The 18,323-nt window shown below is 75.2% G+C and carries 18 protein-coding genes; 10 read left to right on the top strand and 8 right to left on the bottom strand.

Translation table 11 applies throughout. The features are described 5' to 3' along the window. The first annotated feature begins 126 nt into the window (after positions 1-126). Positions 127-1,152: a hypothetical protein gene (locus OH807_RS39540; RefSeq protein ID WP_406209787.1), complete on the top strand. Its 1,026-nt coding sequence runs from the start codon at positions 127-129 to the stop codon at positions 1,150-1,152. A 135-nt stretch (positions 1,153-1,287) separates the two neighbouring features. On the opposite strand, the gene OH807_RS39535 is transcribed toward OH807_RS39540, so the two are convergent. Together OH807_RS39535 and OH807_RS39530 are read right to left on the bottom strand one after the other, a co-directional pair. Then, the gene (locus OH807_RS39535; protein ID WP_406209784.1) at positions 1,288-1,614 is read right to left on the bottom strand and encodes a nuclear transport factor 2 family protein; all 327 of its coding nucleotides are present in this window, start codon (positions 1,612-1,614) and stop codon (positions 1,288-1,290) included. A gap of 32 nt (positions 1,615-1,646) precedes the next feature. Beyond that, positions 1,647-2,831 (bottom strand): M20 family metallopeptidase, encoded by a 1,185-nt coding sequence (locus OH807_RS39530; RefSeq protein ID WP_406209781.1) that lies wholly within the window; start codon positions 2,829-2,831, stop codon positions 1,647-1,649. Positions 2,832-3,000: 169 nt separating this feature from the next. On the opposite strand from OH807_RS39530, the gene OH807_RS39525 reads away from it, so the two are divergent. The 9 genes from OH807_RS39525 to OH807_RS39485 all read left to right on the top strand — a co-directional run bounded on the left by OH807_RS39525 (position 3,001) and on the right by OH807_RS39485 (position 11,210). After that, a complete protein-coding gene (locus OH807_RS39525) occupies positions 3,001-4,026 on the top strand; it encodes an Lrp/AsnC family transcriptional regulator (RefSeq protein WP_406209778.1) in 1,026 nt (341 codons plus the stop codon). 276 nt (positions 4,027-4,302) lie between these two features. Further along, positions 4,303-4,542, top strand: a complete 240-nt coding sequence (locus OH807_RS39520) for a hypothetical protein (RefSeq protein WP_406211431.1) — start codon at positions 4,303-4,305, stop codon at positions 4,540-4,542. 256 nt (positions 4,543-4,798) lie between these two features. Next, positions 4,799-5,101, top strand: a complete 303-nt coding sequence (locus OH807_RS39515; RefSeq protein ID WP_406209775.1) for a putative quinol monooxygenase — start codon at positions 4,799-4,801, stop codon at positions 5,099-5,101. Positions 5,102-5,472: 371 nt separating this feature from the next. Continuing rightward, a complete protein-coding gene (gene dhbA / locus OH807_RS39510; protein ID WP_406209772.1) occupies positions 5,473-6,225 on the top strand; it encodes a 2,3-dihydro-2,3-dihydroxybenzoate dehydrogenase in 753 nt (250 codons plus the stop codon). A 174-nt stretch (positions 6,226-6,399) separates the two neighbouring features. Next, positions 6,400-7,653, top strand: a complete 1,254-nt coding sequence (locus tag OH807_RS39505) for an isochorismate synthase (RefSeq protein ID WP_406209769.1) — start codon at positions 6,400-6,402, stop codon at positions 7,651-7,653. Continuing rightward, entirely contained in the window at positions 7,650-9,242 is a 1,593-nt protein-coding gene (locus tag OH807_RS39500; RefSeq protein ID WP_406209766.1) for a (2,3-dihydroxybenzoyl)adenylate synthase, read from the top strand. Before OH807_RS39505 ends, OH807_RS39500 begins: the two co-directional genes overlap by 4 nt. A gap of 20 nt (positions 9,243-9,262) precedes the next feature. Then, positions 9,263-9,895, top strand: a complete 633-nt coding sequence (locus OH807_RS39495; protein ID WP_406209763.1) for an isochorismatase family protein — start codon at positions 9,263-9,265, stop codon at positions 9,893-9,895. Further along, entirely contained in the window at positions 9,892-10,704 is an 813-nt protein-coding gene (locus tag OH807_RS39490; RefSeq protein ID WP_406209761.1) for an ABC transporter ATP-binding protein, read from the top strand. Before OH807_RS39495 ends, OH807_RS39490 begins: the two co-directional genes overlap by 4 nt. Further along, positions 10,701-11,210: a GNAT family N-acetyltransferase gene (locus OH807_RS39485; RefSeq protein ID WP_406209758.1), complete on the top strand. Its 510-nt coding sequence runs from the start codon at positions 10,701-10,703 to the stop codon at positions 11,208-11,210. The genes OH807_RS39490 and OH807_RS39485 overlap by 4 nt, the downstream gene beginning before the upstream one ends. An 81-nt stretch (positions 11,211-11,291) precedes the next feature. Here the strand turns inward: OH807_RS39485 and OH807_RS39480 are convergent, their stop codons facing one another. The 6 genes from OH807_RS39480 to OH807_RS39455 all read right to left on the bottom strand — a co-directional run bounded on the left by OH807_RS39480 (position 11,292) and on the right by OH807_RS39455 (position 18,301). After that, entirely contained in the window at positions 11,292-12,401 is a 1,110-nt protein-coding gene (locus OH807_RS39480) for a FecCD family ABC transporter permease (protein ID WP_406209755.1), read from the bottom strand. Next, positions 12,398-13,468 (bottom strand): FecCD family ABC transporter permease, encoded by a 1,071-nt coding sequence (locus OH807_RS39475; RefSeq protein ID WP_406209752.1) that lies wholly within the window; start codon positions 13,466-13,468, stop codon positions 12,398-12,400. Before OH807_RS39475 ends, OH807_RS39480 begins: the two co-directional genes overlap by 4 nt. Then, positions 13,465-14,304, bottom strand: coding sequence for a siderophore-interacting protein (locus tag OH807_RS39470; protein WP_406209749.1), 840 nt, complete (start codon positions 14,302-14,304; stop codon positions 13,465-13,467). The genes OH807_RS39475 and OH807_RS39470 overlap by 4 nt, the downstream gene beginning before the upstream one ends. A gap of 109 nt (positions 14,305-14,413) precedes the next feature. Beyond that, the gene (locus tag OH807_RS39465) at positions 14,414-16,171 is read right to left on the bottom strand and encodes an ABC transporter ATP-binding protein (RefSeq protein WP_406209746.1); all 1,758 of its coding nucleotides are present in this window, start codon (positions 16,169-16,171) and stop codon (positions 14,414-14,416) included. Next, the gene (locus tag OH807_RS39460; RefSeq protein WP_406209743.1) at positions 16,164-17,990 is read right to left on the bottom strand and encodes an ABC transporter ATP-binding protein; all 1,827 of its coding nucleotides are present in this window, start codon (positions 17,988-17,990) and stop codon (positions 16,164-16,166) included. The genes OH807_RS39465 and OH807_RS39460 overlap by 8 nt, the downstream gene beginning before the upstream one ends. A gap of 83 nt (positions 17,991-18,073) precedes the next feature. Next, the gene (locus OH807_RS39455; protein WP_406209740.1) at positions 18,074-18,301 is read right to left on the bottom strand and encodes an MbtH family protein; all 228 of its coding nucleotides are present in this window, start codon (positions 18,299-18,301) and stop codon (positions 18,074-18,076) included. Positions 18,302-18,323 lie beyond the last annotated feature (22 nt).

The following is an 18,323-nucleotide window of genomic DNA, read 5'->3' as shown; positions in this document are numbered from 1 at the left end:
GGATTCGCCGGCCGGGGCCGGGCGGGCCGTTCCCGTACCGGGCGGGCCGTTCCCGTGCCGGGCGGCGCACGCGCGCCGGGTGCGCCGCCTGGCGCGGGGTGTGGGGCGTTGCGCATAGTGGGACGCGTGAGCGAGCTCCCCTGCACCGCCGGGCGGCGGACGCTGTTGGCCGGCGGCCTGGCCGTGCTGCTCGGCGCGGCCGGCTGCGGCGGCGGCGGCCGCTCGGCGGCGCCGTCCCCCACCACGACCCCTTCCACGTCCCCTTCCGCGTCGGCGGAGCCGTCCGCCACTGCCTCCGCGACGGCGACGGCGACGCTGCCCGCCACCACGCCCTGGGAGCCCGGCCCGGGAGAGGTCCAGCCGGACGTCAAACGGCGCGCCGTCCAGCTCGTCGAGGCGCTCGGCACGTGGGGCGCGGGCGGCCAGGGCCTCGCGGCGGCGCAGCAGCGGGTGGCGGCCCTCGGACTGCCCACCGCGCTCGCCGACCAGGCGGGAGCGGCCCTGCTCCCGGACGCGCCGCAGGCCGCGCTCCAGGTGGTCGACGCCCAGTACGGCGGCATCCTCACCGACTCGGCGAGCGTGCTGGTCGTGTGCCGCCAGTGGGCCCTGGCCGCCGACGGCACGCTCACCCCGGGCGGCACCACGGTGGACGTACGGCTAGACCGGGCCGAGCCGCGCTGGACGGTCACCGCCCTGCACCCGGCCCAGCCCGGCCCCCCGGCCGCCACCCCGGCCCCGGCCGTCCTCCAGGTGCTGGCCCAGCAGCGCATCCAGCTGCCGCCCGCGGCCGTCGCCGACCTGCGCAGCAGCACCGTCCACGACAGCGTGCTGCAGGCGATGCTGACCCTCGCCCGCAGCTACACCTTCCAGGTCAGCGTGGTGCGCTCCGGCCACCCACTCGACGTCTTCGGTACCGACCGGCCCAGCGACCACCCGCAGGGCCGGGCCTTCGACACCTGGCAGATCGACGGCCACCCGGTGGTCGATCCGGCCACCCCGGCGGACCTCGTTGACGGCTTCATGCGGGCCGCGGCCGCCGCGGGCTCCTACAACGTCGGCGGGCCAAGGCAGTTGAGCGGCGGCCGGACGGCCAACCAGTTCTTCTCCGACCCCACCCACCGCGACCACGTGCACGCCGGCTTCCTCACCTGAGGCCCGCCACGGACGTGCCGAGCGCGCTCCCGCGCGAATCCCGCCGACCTCGGCCGCGGTGGTCCGGCCGAACCGCTCCGCCGATGCGCGGCGTGGGGAGCGCTGCGGGGAGGCCGCCGGTAGGGGCCGGGGTGCTCAGCCGAGGAAGTCGACGCGGTCGATCAGACCTTCGCGCACCCGGTAGGCCACCAGGACGCGGATCGGCTCCTCGGCCAGGCCGTGGGCGACCTCGTGGTCGACCACCCGGTCGCCTTCGGTGAGCCGCCCCACGATCTCGGCCCGGCAGCGGCCCTCGGCGAACTGGCCGGCGTACCTGTCGCGCAGGGCCCGCCGGCCCTGAAGGTGGCTGCCGTCGGCCCGGTGGACCGTGACGTCCTCGGCGTAGGTGGCGACGAAGGCGTCGATGTCGTGGCTGTTGTAGGCGGCGAGCTGCTGCTCGACCACGTCGCGCGGTTCGGTCATGAGCTTGATCGTTCCTTCTTCGGCGTACGGGTTCAGGCCGCGAGGCGGCGGGTGGCGAGTTCGGCGTAGAGCGCGGCTCCGTCGGGGAGCACGGCGTCGTCGAACTCCGCGTAGGGCGAGTGGTTGAGGGGCAGGTCGTCGGGGTCGGTCCCCTTCGGGGCGGCGCCGAGCCACGCGAACGACCCCGGAACGGCGGCGAGCACCCGGGAGAAGTCCTCGGCCCCGGGCATCGGGTTCGCCATCGTCCGGAAGCGCTCCTCGCCGAAGACCTCCCGGACGGTGTCCGCCAGGAAGTCGGCCTCGGCTGTGTCGTTCACGGTCACCGGGTACCCGGGAAGGTACTCGATCTCCGCCCGCAGGCCGTGGGCGGCCGCGACGGCCCTGATCAGCTCCACCGCGGCGTCGGCGGCCTTGGACCGCGCCTCGGCGGAGAAGGTGCGCACGGTCGCTTCGAAGTGGGCGGTCTCGGGGATGATGTTGCGCTGGGTGCCGGCCCGGAGGAGCCCGACGGTGATCACCACCGGATCGAACACGTCGAAGCGGCGGGTCACCATGGTCTGGAGGGCGGTGACCATCTCGCAGGCCGCGGGGATGGGGTCCATGGCCCGATGCGGCACCGAGCCGTGGCCGCCCGCACCGCGGACGGTGACGTTCAGCGCGTCGGAGGCGGCGAGGATCGGGCCGCGCCGGGAGCTGAACTCCCCGTGCGGCATGGCCGAGCCCACGTGCAGGGCGTAGGCGGCGACCGGGCGCCGGCCAGCCGCGTCGAGCACGCCCTCGGCCAGCATGGCGCCGGCTCCGTCGAAGCCCTCCTCGCCGGGCTGGAACATGAAGACGACGTCGCCGGCCAGCTGCTCGCGCCGTGCGGCCAGCAGGTGTGCGGCGCCCGCGAGCATGGTGGTGTGCAGGTCGTGTCCGCAGGCGTGCATGGCACCGTTGTCGGCGGCGAACGGGACCGGGGCCTTCTCGATGACCGGCAGGCCGTCCATGTCGGCGCGCAACAGCACCGCCGGCCCCGGTCGCCCGCCGCGCAGCACCGCGGTGACCGAACTCAGCGCGGAGCCCTGGCTCACCTCCAGCGGCAGTCCGTCGAGGGCCTGCAACACCCGCTCCTGCGTACGCGGAAGGTGGAGGCCGAGCTCGGGGAACCGGTGCAGGTCGTGGCGCAGCCGGACCAGGTCCGGGGCCAGGGCGAGAGCGTCGTCGTACAGGGGCACAGGTACCTCCATCGAGCCCGCGTGCGGCGGGAACTTGTGCAGAGCGATCTTGATCCGTGATTCTGGATCGTACGGCGGGAGCTCCCGCGATTTCGCAGGATCACGCCATGGGAGGCCGGCTGATGAACGATTCCACCGGAAGCCGACGGTGACCGGCGCCGATGTGACAGTGGATGAGCTGGACCTCGCCCTGGTGAACGCGCTCCAGCTGCGGCCCCGGGCACCCTGGTCGCTGCTCGGCCAGACCCTCGGGATCAGCCCGGTCACCGCGGCCCGCCGCTGGCGCCGGCTCTCGGAGGCCGGGATCGCCTGGGTGACGGCCTACGGTCTGCCGCACCCCGAGGACCGCGGGTGCGTCGCCTACCTCGACCTCGACTGCGCTCCCGACCGGCTCGGGCAGATCGCCGACGAGCTGGCCGAGGAGCCGCACGTGATGAGCATCGACCATCACTCCCAAGGCTGCGACCTCGTCGTCGCTGCGGCCTTCACCGACCTGGCGAGGCTCTCCCGGTACACCACCGAACGGCTCGGCCGCCTCGCCGGGGTCAATGCCGTCCGGGTCCACCTGGCGACCGGCTTCTACGCCGAAGGGATCCGGTGGCGACTGGACTCCCTGGACCCCGCCCAGCGTGTGGAGCTGCACGAAGACCACCCGCCGGGCGACGGTCAACCGACCGGATGGCGAGCTGAAGTCCGGCAAGAAGACCGGGAGTTGCTCATCCGGCTGGGCGTCGACGGCCGCCTCGACCAGGCCGGGCTGGCCGCCGCCACCGGGCTCAGCCCGTCCACGTTGCGCCGCCGCCTCGACCGGCTGGCCGCCTCCGACGCGATCCGCTTCCGCTGCGAGATCGCCGCTCGCGACGCCGGCCGGCCGATCCTGGCGACCTTCCGGGCCGACCTCCCCCCGGACCGGCTCGACGAGGTCGGCCCCCAGCTCGCCAGACTCCCCGAAGTCCGGCTGTGCGTGTCCGTCACGGGCGCGCACAACCTCGTCCTCTCGGTCTGGCAACGCTCCCTCGCCGACGTCAAGCGGCTGGAAACCGCTCTCGCCCGCAGATTCCCCGATCTGCGGGTGGCCGAGCGCAGCGTGTCGCTGCGCAGCGTGAAACGGATGGGCCGGATCCTCGACGCGGACGGACGCGCCGTCCGCGCCGTTCCGATGGACATCTGGCGAGACCCGACCCCGGTCTCCTGACGGCCGTTCGGACCGGCCGGGGGTGCGGCGGAGCCACCCCCTGATCACGGAACGGCAAGTCCCGCGCCCCGACCGGGACGCCATCCGCGCGAACTGTGCACGAGGGAGGCGGTCTCCGAGCGGGCGGACCCGCACGGCCCGTCGCACTGCCGGGCGCCCGGCCCGCCGTTCCGCACTTGACAGCACAGGCAAGGCTTACCTAAGTTCAGCCGCATGTTCCGCAACCACACCGCCGCCGCCCACCAGTCCGCCCACCAGCGGCGCCGACGGGTGGGCCTGCTGCCGATCGACCCGCAGGCCGACCCCGGGCGGCGCGCCTGGGTGGCCTGCCCGAGCTGCGACGACACGCGCGGCTGTGCCACCTGTGCCGAGCGGCGCACCTGTGCGGAGCACTGGCGCTACCTGCTCTCCAACACCGGGAGCGTGCTCCACCTCCAGTGCCCCGGCTGCACGCACGTCTGGGACCACGAGAGCGGGTTCGGCGCCACCCGGCACCACGTCCGGCGCCCGGACTGAGCGCGCCGAACCGAACGCACGGGACTGAGCGCACGGGACTGAGCGCATGGGACTGAGCGCACCGGACCGGCCAGCGACCGCGCCGACCCTACCGACCGCGCCGACCGCGCGGACCGCGTCCGTACGAAGCAATGCGGGACCGACACCGGCCGGACCGCCGCGCAGGAGCGGGCCGACCGCCCGACCGGTGTGTTAAGCGTGAACGAGAGCCGCCCCTTGGCGGCGCCACCCCGCTCTCGATCACGAGGAGACCACCATGACGTCGAGGATCGGCCTGCTGGCCCGCATCGAGGCACGGCCCGAGCACGCGGAGGAGGTCGAGGCGCTGCTGAGCGGCGCCCTGGAGCTGGCCCGTGCGGAGGAGCAGACCGTGACGTGGTTCGCCTTCCGGGAGAGCGCCACCGTGTTCGGGGTCTTCGACACCTTCACCGACGAGGCCGGCCGCACCGCGCACCTCAACGGCCGGATCGCCGCCGCTCTCATGGCGGCCGCCCCCACACTGCTGGCGACCGCCCCGGACATCCGCACCACGGAGATCCTCGCGGCGAAGCCGGTCTGAGCGACCGCCGGCCGCAGCCGGCGACCCGCGGCCCGTCGAGCCCCTGCCCGACGGGCCGCCGTCGTGCCCCGGCCGACCCGAGCAGGGCGCCCTGGCATGCCATTTGACGTGGGAACCGGCACGGCGGACCGGGCCTTCGCCCGGCCGCCACCGCCGGACACGGGCGGGCGGGGAGGTCCGGGGGTGGCCACTGGCACGACAGCGGTGCGGTTAGGCTAACCTTACTTCACAGCTTCGCACGCTTGTCCGTCAGCCGTCGCGCCCCGATCCCAGGGAGTAGGCCCATGCCACCCGCCGCCACCCGTCCGCCCGGACTTCGCCGTACCGGCCGCACCGCCGTCAAGTCGGCCGCCACGACGGAGCGGTGACCGATGGCAGCGATATCCGACGATGAGTTCGACGGCCGGACCGCCCTGGTCACCGGCGCATCCCAAGGCATCGGGGCGGCCGTCGCCGCCCTGCTGACCGCCCGCGGGGCACACGTCGTGGCCTGCGACCTCTCCCCCTCCGGGCCCTCGACGCACCGGCTCGACGTCACGGACGCCGCCGCGGTCGAGGCGCTCGTGGAGCGCGCGGAGCAGGAGCACGGGCCGCTCGACATCCTGGTCAACGTCGCGGGCGTGCTGCACAGCGAACCCGCGCTGGGCATCAGTGACGAGAACTGGCAGCACACCTTCGCCGTCAACACCACCGGGGTGTTCCACACCTGCCGGTCCGTCGGCCGCCGGATGGCCGCGCGCGGCCGCGGCAGCATCGTCACCGTCGGCTCCAACGCGGCGGGGGTGCCGCGGGTCAACATGGCGGCCTACGCGGCCTCCAAGGCCGCCACCGCGATGTACATGCGCTGCCTCGGGCTGGAGCTGGCCTCCTCCGGGGTGCGGTGCAACCTGGTCTCGCCCGGCTCCACCGACACCCCCATGCAGCGGGCGCTGTGGACGGACGAGGACTCCGAGCGCCGGGTCATCGAGGGCGACCTCGCCGGCTACCGGGTGGGCATCCCCCTCGGCCGGATCGCGGCGCCCGAGGACGTCGCCGAGGCCGTCCTCTTCCTCGCGAGTGACCGCGCGCGGCACATCACCATGCACGACCTCTACGTCGACGGCGGCGCCACCCTGCGCGCCTGAGCCCGGGCAGGCCCAGGCCCCGGTTGAGCCCAAGCCCCGGGCAGGCCCAGGCCCCGGGCGCGCCCACCGCCGCCGCCCGGCCCGGCCGCCGCCCACCCGCTGTCCGGCGCCGCCCACCAGCAGTCCGATGTCCCCTCGACCCGGTGCCGCCCGGTACCGGCAGAACGGAGCACCATGACCACGGCTTCCGAGGCCCGGTCCCCCGCCCCGACCGCGGCAACCGCCCCGACGGCCCCGGCCACGCCGACCACCCCCGCCGCAGCGACCACGGCGGCCACGACGACGGCGGCGACCGGCCACGAGCTGCTGGCCGCCTACCGGCCGGGCGCCGACCGGGCCTTCCTCGCCGGCCCCACCCGCACGCTGCTCGCCGAAGGCCTGCACCGGGCCGTCCCCGATCCGGCCGAGGCCGGCCGGATCCTGGCGGCCGCGCGGGCCGAGGGCCGTGACGCGGTGGTGGTCGGGGCCATCCCCTTCTCCCCCGGGCGCCCCGCCGAACTGTTCGTCCCCGAGCGCGTGCACGTCGCGGCGCCCGTCGGCGAGGACGTCCGGGCCCCGGCCCCGGGCGCCCGGACCGGCGAGACCGCCTGGACCAGACGCCCCGTCCCCGCCCCCGAGGGCTACCGGGACGCCGTCGCCCGCGCCGTCCGGCTGATGGACGGGCCGACCGACCTCGCCAAGGTCGTCCTCGCCCGGACACTGGAACTCACCGCCGCCGACGGCATCGACATCCCCGCGATGGTCGCCCGCCTGCTCCACCGGGACCCTCGGGGCTACACCTTCGCCGTACCGGCCGGCGGCACCGCCACCCTGGTCGGCGCCAGCCCCGAGCTGCTGCTCTCCCGGCGCGGCACGCAGGTGGTGTCGAACCCGCTGGCCGGCTCCGCCGCCCGCAGCGACGACCCGGTGGAGGACCGGCGCCGGGCCGAGGCGCTCACCCGCTCGGCGAAGGACCTCGCCGAGCACGCCTTCGTGGTCGACGCCGTCCGCCGGGCGCTCGCCCCGCACTGCACCCACCTGGTCGCCCCCGAGCGGCCGTCGCTGCTGCGCACCGCGGCGATGTGGCACCTGTCCACCACCGTCACCGGCACGCTGCGCGACCCCTCGACCAGCGCGCTCGACCTCGCGCTGGCCCTGCACCCCACCCCGGCGGTCTGCGGCACCCCGACCGACCGCGCCCGCGAGCTGATCGGCGAGCTGGAGCCCTTCGACCGCGGCCTCTACACCGGTGTGGTCGGCTGGGGCGACGCCACCGGGGACGGCGAATGGGTCGTCACCCTGCGCTGCGCGGAGGCGGACGGGGACCGGCTGCGGCTGTTCGCCGGCGCCGGCGTGGTCGCCGCCTCCGTCCCCGCACACGAACTGGCCGAGACGGCCGCGAAGTTCCGCACCTTCCTGCACGCCGTCGGACTGGAGGACACGGAGTGAGTCTCTACCCCCTGGAGGCCGCCGACCGCTACCGCGCGGCCGGCTACTGGACCGGCGAGACGCTGGACGCCATGATCCGCCGGCACGCCGCGGCCACGCCGGAGCGGATCGCCGTGACCGACGGCGACCGGCACTGGAGCTACGCCGAACTGGACCGCCGCGCCGACCTGCTGGCCACCGGCCTGCTCACCCGCGGGCTCCGCAAGGGCGACCGCGTCGTCCTCCAACTGCCCAACGTGGCCGAGTTCTTCGAGGTCTTCCTCGGCCTGCTGCGGGCCGGCGTCGTCCCGGTGATGGCGCTGCCCGCCCACCGCCGCGCCGAGCTGTCCTACTTCTGCGAGTTCGCCGGGGCCAAGGCCCTGTTCGTGCCCGACCGGCACGACGGCTTCGACCACCGCGAGCTGGCCGCCGAGGTCTGCGCGGCGGTGCCCGGTCTGGGCGAGGTCTTCGTGGTCGGCGAGCCCGGGCCGTTCACCCCGCTCGCCGAGCTGCGCGCCGACGCCCCTCTGGCGCCCGCCGACCCCCCGCACTCCGGTGATCTCGCCTTCCTCCAGCTCTCCGGCGGCAGCACCGGGCTGCCCAAGCTCATCCCCCGCTGCCACGACGACTACCTGTACAGCGTCCGGGAGTCGGCCGTGATCTGCGAGCTGTCGCCCGCCACGGTGTACCTGTGCGCACTGCCCGCCGCCCACAACTTCCCGCTCAGCTCGCCCGGCACGCTCGGTGCCTTCCACGCCGGCGGCCGGGTCGTGCTGGCACCCGATCCGAGCCCGGCCACCGTGCTCGGGCTGATCGCCCGTGAGGGCGTCACCATCACGGGCGTCGTCCCCCCGCTCGCCCTCGCCTGGGCGACGGCCGCGCCGGACAACGGCCACGACCTGTCCAGCCTGGAGCTGCTCCAGGTCGGCGGCGCGAAGCTCAGCGAGCAGGCCGCCCGGCGCCTGGGCCCCGCACTCGGCTGCCGGCTCCAGCAGGTCTTCGGGATGGCCGAGGGCCTGGTCAACTACACCCGCCCGGAGGACCCGGAGGACACCGTCCTGACCACCCAGGGCCGCCCGATCTCCCCCGCCGACGAGATCCGGATCGTCGACGACGAGGACGTCGACGTCCCCGAGGGCGGGACGGGCCACCTGCTGACCCGCGGCCCCTACACGATCCGCGGCTACTGGCGGGCTCCCGAACAGAACGCCCGCTCCTTCACCGCCGACGGCTTCTACCGCACCGGCGACATCGTCCGCCGCACGCCGACCGGCCACCTGGTCGTCGAGGGCCGGGCCAAGGACCAGATCAACCGCGGCGGCGAGAAGGTCGCCGCCGAGGAGGTCGAGAACGTCCTGCTCGGGCACCCCGCCGTGCACGACGTGTCCGTCGTCGCCACCCCGGACGAGTACCTGGGCGAGCGCAGCTGCGCCTACGTGATCCTGCGGGCCGGCGCCGAGCCGCCCCGCCCGCGCGACCTGAAGTCCTTCGTGCGCGCGGCCGGGCTCGCCGAGTTCAAGGTGCCCGACCTGGTCGAGTTCGTCGAGGCCTTCCCCAGCACCGGCATCGGCAAGGTCAGCAAGAAGGACCTCCGCACCACCTCCCGCTAGCCCAGAAAGGCCCCCTTCGCATGGCCCTTCCCGCCATCGCCCCCTACGCGCTGCCCGGCCCCGGCGACCTCCCCCCTCGCAAGGTGTCGTGGCAGGTCGACCCGGCGCGGGCCGCCGTCCTCGTGCACGACCTGCAGAACTACTTCCTCGGTGCGTTCCCCGCCGAGGGCCCGCCGCTGGAGCCGGCCCTGGCCAACACCGCCCGCATCCTGGCGCACGCCCGCGCCCTGGGCATGCCGGTGATCTACTCCCACCAGCGCGGCGGCCAGACCCCGGAGGAGCGCGGCCTCCAGCTGGACTTCTGGGGCCCCGGGCTGCCCGCCGACGAGCAGGCGCAGGGCGTGCCGGTCGTCGTCGCGCCCGCCGGGCAGGACGTCATGCTGCTCAAGTGGAAGTACAGCGCCTTCGCCCGCACCGACCTCGCCGACCTGCTGGCGGAGTCGGGCCGCGACCAGCTGGTGATCGTCGGCGTCTACGCCCACATCGGCGTCATGATGACCGCGTCCGACGCGTGGTCGCGCGACATCCAGGCGTTCGTGGTGGGTGACGCCGTCGCCGACTTCTCCGCCGAGAAGCACGCCGAGGCCCTGCGCTGGGCCGCCGAGAAGTGCGCCGTCGTGCTGAGCACCGCCGACCTCCTGGAGGAGAAGTGACCACCACCGGCGAACGGCTGCTCACCGAGAAGGTGACGCTGCGCTACGGCGACCGGGCCATCGCCACCGAGCTGTCGGTGGCGGTGCCGGACGACTCGTTCACCGTCATCGTCGGCCCGAACGCCTGCGGCAAGTCGACCCTGCTGCGGGCGTTCGCCCGGCTCCTCAAGCCCGCCGCCGGGCGGGTCCTGCTGGACGGCGAGCAGATCGGGGCGCTGCCGTCCAAGGAGCTGGCCCGCCGGCTCGGCCTGCTCCCGCAGAGCTCCACCGCGCCGGACGGCATCACCGTCGCCGACCTGGTCGCCCGCGGCCGCTACCCCCACCAGGGGCTGTTCCGGCAGTGGTCGCACGAGGACGAGCGGATCGTCGCCGACTCCATGGTGGCGACCAACGTGGACGCCCTCGCCGACCGCTTCGTCGACGAGCTCTCCGGCGGCCAGCGCCAGCGCGTCTGGCTCGCCATGGCGATCGCCCAGCAGACCCCGCTGCTCCTGCTCGACGAGCCGACCACGTTCCTCGACATCGCGCACCAGGTCGAGGTGCTCGACCTCTGCGCGCGCCTGCACCAGGAGCAGGGCCGCACGCTCGTCGCCGTCCTGCACGACCTCAACCAGGCCACCCGCTACGCCACCCACCTGATCGCGATGCGCGACGGCGCGGTGGTGGCCGAGGGCGTGCCCTCCGAGATCGTCACCGCCGACCTGGTCGAGCAGGTCTTCGACCTGCCCTGCCAGATCATCGAGGACCCGCAGACCGGCACCCCGCTGGTCGTCCCGCTGGCCCCCGTACGCCGCGGCCCGGTCCGGTGACAGCGGCACTGCGCCCCGCCGCCGCCCTGCGGGCGGTCCGCGCCGCGGAGGCGGACGCACCGGCGCTCTACGCGCTCTCCGCCCCGTTCATGCGCTCCGGCGCGCTGCGCGAGCGGACCCCGGACGCCTACCGGCACCCCGGCGACACCTTCCTCGCCGTCCGCGCCGTCCGCGCCGGGGACACCGCCGGACCGGGCCGGCTCGACGCCTGCGTCGCGCTGCGCGCGCTGGCGCCCGAGGCCGGCCGGCCCTCGACCGGGCTGCTGCACAACCTCTGCGTCCGGACCGGCCGTCAGGGCGCGGGCCTCGGCTCGCTCCTGGTCACGGCCGTCCTCGCCGAGGCCCGCCGGCGGGGCCTGCGCGCCCTGGTGACCGCCACCACGGGGGGCGGGGAGCTCTTCCTGCGGCACGGGTTCCGCGAGATCCCGCCCACGGCGGCCCCCCGCGAGTGGGCCGCCGGGCTGGACCCGGCCCGCCGCTCCCGCGTCTTCACCCGGGACGTCTGAGCACGGCGCGCACCGACGAGGGCGGGCCGGTGGATGATCCACCGGCCCGCCCTCGTCCGTGTGCCGTGTGCTCCCCGTCGGTCAGCCGCGCCCGGTGCGCCACTGGCCGAGGATCAGCCAGACCAGGTAGCAGCCGCCGATGACGCCGGTGAGGACGCCGACGGGCAGCTGGGTGGGCGCCAGCAGACGCTGGGCCGCGAGGTCGCTGAGGGCCAGCAGCAGGGCGCCCAGCAGAGTGGAGCCGAGCAGGTTCGGGCCGGTGGCGCGGGTGAGCCGGCGGACGGCCTGCGGGGCGATCAGGGCGACGAAGGGGATCGGGCCGGCCGCGGCCGTGGCGGCGGCGGTCAGGCCGACGCCGATCAGGACCAGCCAGATCCGGGCGCCCTCCGTCCGCACGCCGAGCGAGGAGGCCGCGTCGTCCCCCATCTCCAGCATCCGCAGCGGCCGGCCGAGCAGGACGGCGGCGGGCAGCAGCAGGGCCAGCGCCACGGCCATCGGGCCGCAGTGCTCCCAGCCGCGCGCGTTGAGGCTGCCGGTGAGCCAGACGGCGGCGCTCTGGGCGTCACTGAAGGAGGCACGGGCGATCAGGTAGGCGTTGAGCGAGGAGAGCAGGGAGCTGACCCCGATGCCCACCAGCACCAGCCGGTAGCCCTGGGTGCCGCCGCGCCGGGCGAGCAGGTAGACCAGCACGGAGGTGAACAGGCCGCCCACCACGGCGCCCCCGGCGACGGTGGCGGCGCTGCCGCCGATCACCAGGATCACCGCGAGGGCACCGCTGGCGGAGCCGACGGTGAACCCGATGACGTCCGGGCTGCCGAGCGGGTTGCGGGCCAGCGTCTGGAAGAGCGCGCCGGCCAGTCCGAGTGCGGCCCCGACCAGCAGGGCGGTCAGCAGCCGGGGCAGCCGCACCTCCATGACGATGTAGCGGTCGGCCCGGCGCCCGCCGCCGGTGAGCACGTCGACCACGTCGGAGACGGGCAGCGGGTAGTCGCCGGCGGTCAGGGACCAGACGGCCGTACCGCAGAGCGCGGCGAGGATCAGCAGGCCGACGACGGTGGCGCGGGGGTGCCAGCGCAGCGAGCGGCCACCGGGCAGCCGGAGGGCGCGCAGCGGGACGGCGGTGCGGGGGGCGGACGGTGCGGGGGCCGGGGCGGCGCCGGCGGGCCGCTCGACCGTGGTGGGGCTGTTCACAGTTGGGCGATCCTCCGGCCGCGTACCAGGGCGATGAAGAGCGGGGCGCCGATGAACGCGGTGACGACCCCGACCTGGAGTTCGGCGGGGTGCAGGGCGAGTCGGCCGACGATGTCGGCGGCGAGCAGCAGCACCGGGGCGAGCACGGCCGACAGCAGCATGATCCAGCGCTGGTCCGGGCCGCAGATGTGGCGGGCGAGGTGCGGGACGGCCAGGCCGACGAAGGCGATCGGACCGACGGCCGCGGTGGCGGCTCCGCAGAGCAGCGTGATCGCGAGCAGGCTGAGCAGCCGGGTGCGGCCGGGGTTGGCGCCGAGGGCGTGCCCGGCGTCGTCGCCGAGTGCCAGGGCGTTGAGCGGCCGGCCGAGGAACAGCGCGAGCACCGCGCCCACCGCGAGGAAGGGCAGCACCTGGCCGAGCACCGCGGAGTCGACGCCGGCCAGGGTGCCGACCTGCCAGAAGCGGAAGCGGTTGAGGGTCAGCGGGTCGAGCAGGATCAGCCCGTTGACGAAGGCGGTGAGCACGGCCGTGACGGCGGTGCCGGCCAGGGCGAGCCGGGCCGGGGTGGCCGAGGCGCGTCCGCTGCCGCCGAGGATCTGGACGACCAGGGCGGCGACGGCCGCCCCCGCGAGGGCGAACCAGACGAAGGAGCCGAACGAGCGCAGGTCGAACAGTGCGGTGCCGGCGGCCACGGCGGCGGCGGCGCCGCCGTTGATGCCGAGCAGGCCCGGGTCGGCGAGCGGGTTGCGGGTGAGCGCCTGCATCATCGCCCCGGCGATGCCGAGGGCGGCGCCGACGGCGATCCCCAGCAGGGTGCGGGGGATGCGCGAGTGGTGGACCACGATCCAGTCCTCGGACGTGGGTTCGCGGTTCAGCAGGACGTGCAGGACCTGGCCGGGTGCGACGGAGCGGGCGCCGACGGCGATGCCCGCGAGGGCGAGCAGCGCGAGCAGGGCGAGTGCCCCGAACAGCCAGGCGGTGCGGCGGGCGGCGCCGGCGCGGCCCCGCGGCGCGGGCGCCGCCGGGGCCGGGGCCGGAGCGGGCTTGTCGAGTGTGTCGGTGCTCATGCGTGCGGCTGGTGGTCGTCCTCGTGGTGGTCGTGGTTGGCCACCCCGCGCTTCCAGTAGCCGTCCACGTCGACCTGGTTCTTGGTCAGGCCGCACTCGTTGCGCAGGTAACGGCGGATCGGCTTGAGGGTGTTGGCCTCGCCGGCGATCCAGGCGAAGCCCATGCCCTCGGGCAGGTCGGCGGCCCGGACGGCGCGCTCCAGGAGGTCGGTGCTGCCGGATTCGGCGGCGCCGCGGTGCAGCCAGGTGACGGTGGCGTCGGTGCGGGTGGGCAGGTGCTGCTCGTGCTCGGGCCCGGGCACCTCGGCGAAGGCGAGGACCTTGACGCCCTCGGGCAGCATCTCCAGCCAGCGGGCGAGGGCCGGCAGCGCCGTCTCGTCGGCGCCGAGCAGGTACCAGTCGTGGACGAAGGGGATCTCCTCGGAGCCGCGCGGGCCGAAGACGCCCAGCTGCATGCCCGGCTCGGCCGCGGCGGCCCAGCTGGAGCCGACGCCGGTCCCGTGCAGGACCATGTCGATGTCCAGCTCCTTGGCCTCGCGCCGGTAGTGACGGATCGTGTAGTCGCGGGTGAGCGGCTCGGACATGCCCTCGGGGGCGTCCATCCAGGTGTCGTCCTGGACGATCGGCTCGACCGGGAGGTCGTCGCCGGGGAAGGCGAAGCAGAGCTTGACGTGGTCGGTCGGGGCCTGCTCGCAGAAGCCCTCCAGCGCATCGCCGGCGAAGGTCACGCGCACGGTGCCCGGGGTGACCCGGACGACCTGCTTGACCTCCAGCAGGCGGTACTTGAGCGGGTGGCGGACGATCCGCATGCGCGGCGGTGCCGTGTCGGTGTTCATCGGTCAGCCCAATCCGTGGGAGGGGTCAGTAGGCCCGGACACGCCGCGTGCCGCCGGCCCGGGGAGCCGGGACGGCGGCACGCGGCGATCGTCACGCGATTAGGTTAGCCTAACCTGCACTCTTGAGACCAGTCAGGGTCTCGCTCCGCAGGCCCTCACCTGCCGGTTCGTCACCCGCCGCCGGCTCGCCCACCAGACGCCCGCCGTCGAGGCGGATCACCCGCGGCAGCCGCGCGATGGTGGCCGGCCGGTGGGCGATCACCACCAGGGTGCAGTCGGCGCGCAGTTCGTCGAGCGCGTGCTCCAGCCGGGCCGCCGTCACCGGGTCGATGTCCGCGGTGGCCTCGTCCAGCACCAGGACGGCCGGATCGGCCAGGACGGCACGCACCACGCCCAGGATCTGCCGCTCGCCCGCCGAGAGGTTCCCGCCGCGCTGGCCCACCTCGGCGTCCAGGCCGCCGGGCAGGCCGTCCAGCCACTCGCGCAGGCCCAGCTGCTCGACGGTCCGCTCGATCCGCTCCCGGCCCGGTGCTCCCTGCACCAGGGCCAGGTTGTCGGCGATCGTGCCGGCGACCATCCGGACCTCCTGCGGTACCAGGACGATCCGGCGGCGCAGCTGCTGCTCCGGGATGTCCGCGAGGTCCGTCCCGGCGAAGCTGACCGAGCCGGTGTCGGGCCGGTAGAGGCCGCAGAGCAGCTTGGAGAGCGTGGTCTTGCCGGAGCCCGTCTCGCCGACGACACCGGTCCGGCTGCCCCGGGGGAAGTCCAGGGTGAGGCCGTGCAGGGAGAGCCGGTCGGCGCGGTAGCCGTACTCGACGGCGGTGCAGCGCAGGTCGCCGCGGGCGGGCAGGTCGTCGACCCGGGCGGGGCGGCGCCCGGGTGCGGTGGCGGTCAGCAGGTCCAGCAGCCGGGCGAGGCCGGTACGGGCCGTCTGCACCTCGCCGACCAGCTGGGAGAGGTCGGCGAAGGAGTCGAAGAGGTTGCGGCTGGCCACCACGAAGACCACCACGGTGTCGAGCTCGATGGTGCCGCGGGTGATCATCCAGCCGCCGACCAGCAGCAGCACGACCAGCGCGGTGCCCTCGATCAGGCTGACCAGGTCGATGCGGTTCTCCACCCGCAGGGCGCGCCGGGCGGCCTTCACCGCGTGCCGGTTCTCGCGCTCGAAGCGGGCGCTCCAGCCGGCCAGGCCGCGGGAGGTCTGCAGGGCCTCACGGGCGGTCAGGGTCTCGGAGAAGGTGGCGGCGACGGTCGCCTCCGCCGTCGCCTTGCCGCCGAAGGCCGCCGCCGCGTCGCGCCGGAACCAGCGGGTGACGAGCAGGGTCAGCGGCAGGAAGACGGCGAGCTGGACGAGGAGCAGCAGCCAGGAGTAGCTGACCAGCACCACCAGGGTGAAGGCCAGGATCGCGACCGCGGAGACGAGGTTGCGCAGGTGCAGCCGGACGAACGCCGCGAGCGCGGCGACCTCGCCGGTGGCCCGGCGCAGCAGCTCACCGCTGCGGTGGCTCTCCAGGAAGCGCAGCGGGGCGGTGGCGAGGTTCTCCACGGCCTGCTCCCGCAGGGTGCGCACGACGCTCTCGCCGCCCTTGATGAGCAGCAGTTCGCCGACCCGGGCGAGGACCAGCTGGGCCACGCCGAGGCCGGCCAGCAGGGCGACGGCGAGGCCGAGACCGCCGCGGTCGCCGGCCTTCAGGGAGTGGGTGGCGAAGCCGAGGAGCGGGGCGACGGCGACCAGCGCGGCGGAGTCGGCGAGGCCGACGGCGAGCGCGACGCCGAGGCGGCCGCGGTGCGGGCGCAGGTAGGGCATGGCGCGGCGGAGCACGCCGCGCTCGTCGGCCTCGTCCTGCAGCAGGGGCTGCTCAGCCACGGGCCACCTCCATGGTGTTCGGGGTGGTCACGGCGTCGGGCCCTTCGGTGGCGGCGTCGCGCCCGCCCGGGCCGCCGCGCGGCGGCTCCAGGGTGACGACGCGGTCGGCGGCGTCCAGGACGGCGGAGCGGTGGGTGGCGAACAGCACGGTGCGGTCGGGGCCGGCCCAGGTGCGCAGCCGGTCGAGGACGAGCTTCTCGGTGCCGGTGTCCAGCGCGGAGGTGGAGTCGTCCAGCAGCAGGACCCTGGGGTCGCCGAGCAGGGCCCGGGCGATGGCCAGGCGCTGCGCCTGACCGCCGGACAGCGCGGTGCCGCCCTCGCCGAGTTCGGTCTCGTAGCCGTCGGGCATGGCGGTCAGCTGGTCGTGGATGCCGGCGGTTCGGCAGGCCTCGTACAGGGTCTCCGGCGCGATGTCGCGGCCGAGCCGGAGGTTGTCGGCGACGGTGCCGGAGAGCAGCACGGGCCGCTGGGCGACGTAGGAGATCCGCTCGCGGACCTGGTCGAGGCGGGCCTCGCGCAGGTCGGTGCCGCCGTAGGTGACGGTGCCGGCGTCGGGGTCGTCGAGGCGGACGGCGAGGCGCAGCAGAGTGCTCTTGCCGGAGCCGGTGGCGCCGTTGACGGCGACGAACTCGCCGTGGGCGACGCTGAGGTCGACCGGGCCGAGGACGGTGCGGCCGTCGCGGACGGCGGTGGCGCCGGCGAACTCCAGGGTGCCGTGTTCGGGGAGGTCCCGGGCCCGGCCGGCGGGCGGTTCGGCGACGAGCGGGCTGATGGAGAGCGCCTCGTCGATCCGGGCGGCGGCGACGTCGGCCTGGCCGCGCTCCAGCAGGCGGTCGACCAGGACGCGGGTGGCGAGGGTGACGATGGCCATCCAGCTGGTGAAGGCGACGAGGCCGCCGACGGTCAGGCGGTGGTCCAGGACGGCGAGGCCGCCGAAGCCGACGCCGGCGGCGACGGCCAGGCGCGGGACGAACGGGGCGACGGCGGCCCAGCCGGCCTCGATCCGGGCGGCGACGACCGTCCGTTCGGTGACTTCGGCGCTGGCGCCGTGGTGCCGGTCGACCAGCGGGCGGTGGCCGCCGGTGCCGCGCAGGCCGGTGCCGATCTGGAGCAGGTCGGCGACGGCGTCGGCGCGGTCGCCGTGGGCCTTGGCGAGTTCGCCGCTGGCGGCGGCGAAGCGGCGCGGGAAGTGCAGGTTGACCCAGACCAGGAAGGGCAGGGTGGCGAGGGTGACCAGCAGGAGGCTGACGTCGAGGGTGGCGATGGCGGGCAGCACGGTGAGGAAGGTCGTGCCGAGGACGACCCAGATGGCCAGGCCGTGCACCCACTCGCGGACGAGGTCGGTGTCGCGGGTGGCGCGCATGGCGAGGTCGCCGTGGCCGCGCGAGGCGAGCGCGGCGCGGTCCAGCCCGGACAGGTGGTGCAGCAGGCGGGAGCGCAGGTCGGCGCCGACCTTGGCGTCGGCGTAGCCGGCCCAGTACTGCCAGCCGTAGAGGCCGGCGAACTGGACGAGGGCGGCGAGCGCGGTGGCGCCGGCCCAGCTGACCAGGGCCCCGCTGTCGTGCTTCTGCAGGCCGTCGTCGATTGCCTTCTGCACGCACCAGGGAACGGCGAGCAGGGCGAGCTGGCGGATCGCCGCGGCGGTCATCGCGGCGGCGACGGTGGCGCGGTGCGGCCGGAGCGAGCCGCGCAGCAGGGCTCTGGCCCGGCGGCGGCGTTCGGCCGAGAGGGCGCCCGGCTCCAGCTCCTCGTCGGCTAGTTGCTCGGCGGTCAGGCCGTCGGACGGCCCGGCTGCGGGTTCTGGCTGATGGGTGCTCACGGCGATGGGCCATCCGTCGGGGGTAGCTGGGGGAAGGTTCGGGGCGGGAGGGGCCGGCCGGTCGCCGGCCCCTCCCGGGCGGGCTAGGAGGCGGCGACGGCCTCGGTGCGGGCGATCAGGCTCGCCGGGCGCAGGTCCGTCCAGTGGCTGTCGATGTAGTCGGTGCAGGCCTGGCGGGTGTCCTCACCGTGGACGCTGGTCCAGCCGGCCGGGACCTCGGCGAAGGCGGGCCACAGGGAGTGCTGGTTCTCCTCGTTGACGAGCACGAGGTAGCGGGCGTCGTCGTCCTCGAAGGGGTTGGTGGCGCTCATCCGGTGTCTCCTGGGAGTTCGT

This window comes from Kitasatospora sp. NBC_01560 (assembly GCF_045208415.1).
Classification (GTDB): domain Bacteria; phylum Actinomycetota; class Actinomycetes; order Streptomycetales; family Streptomycetaceae; genus Kitasatospora.
This window is presented reverse-complemented; position numbering and strand designations above follow the sequence as displayed.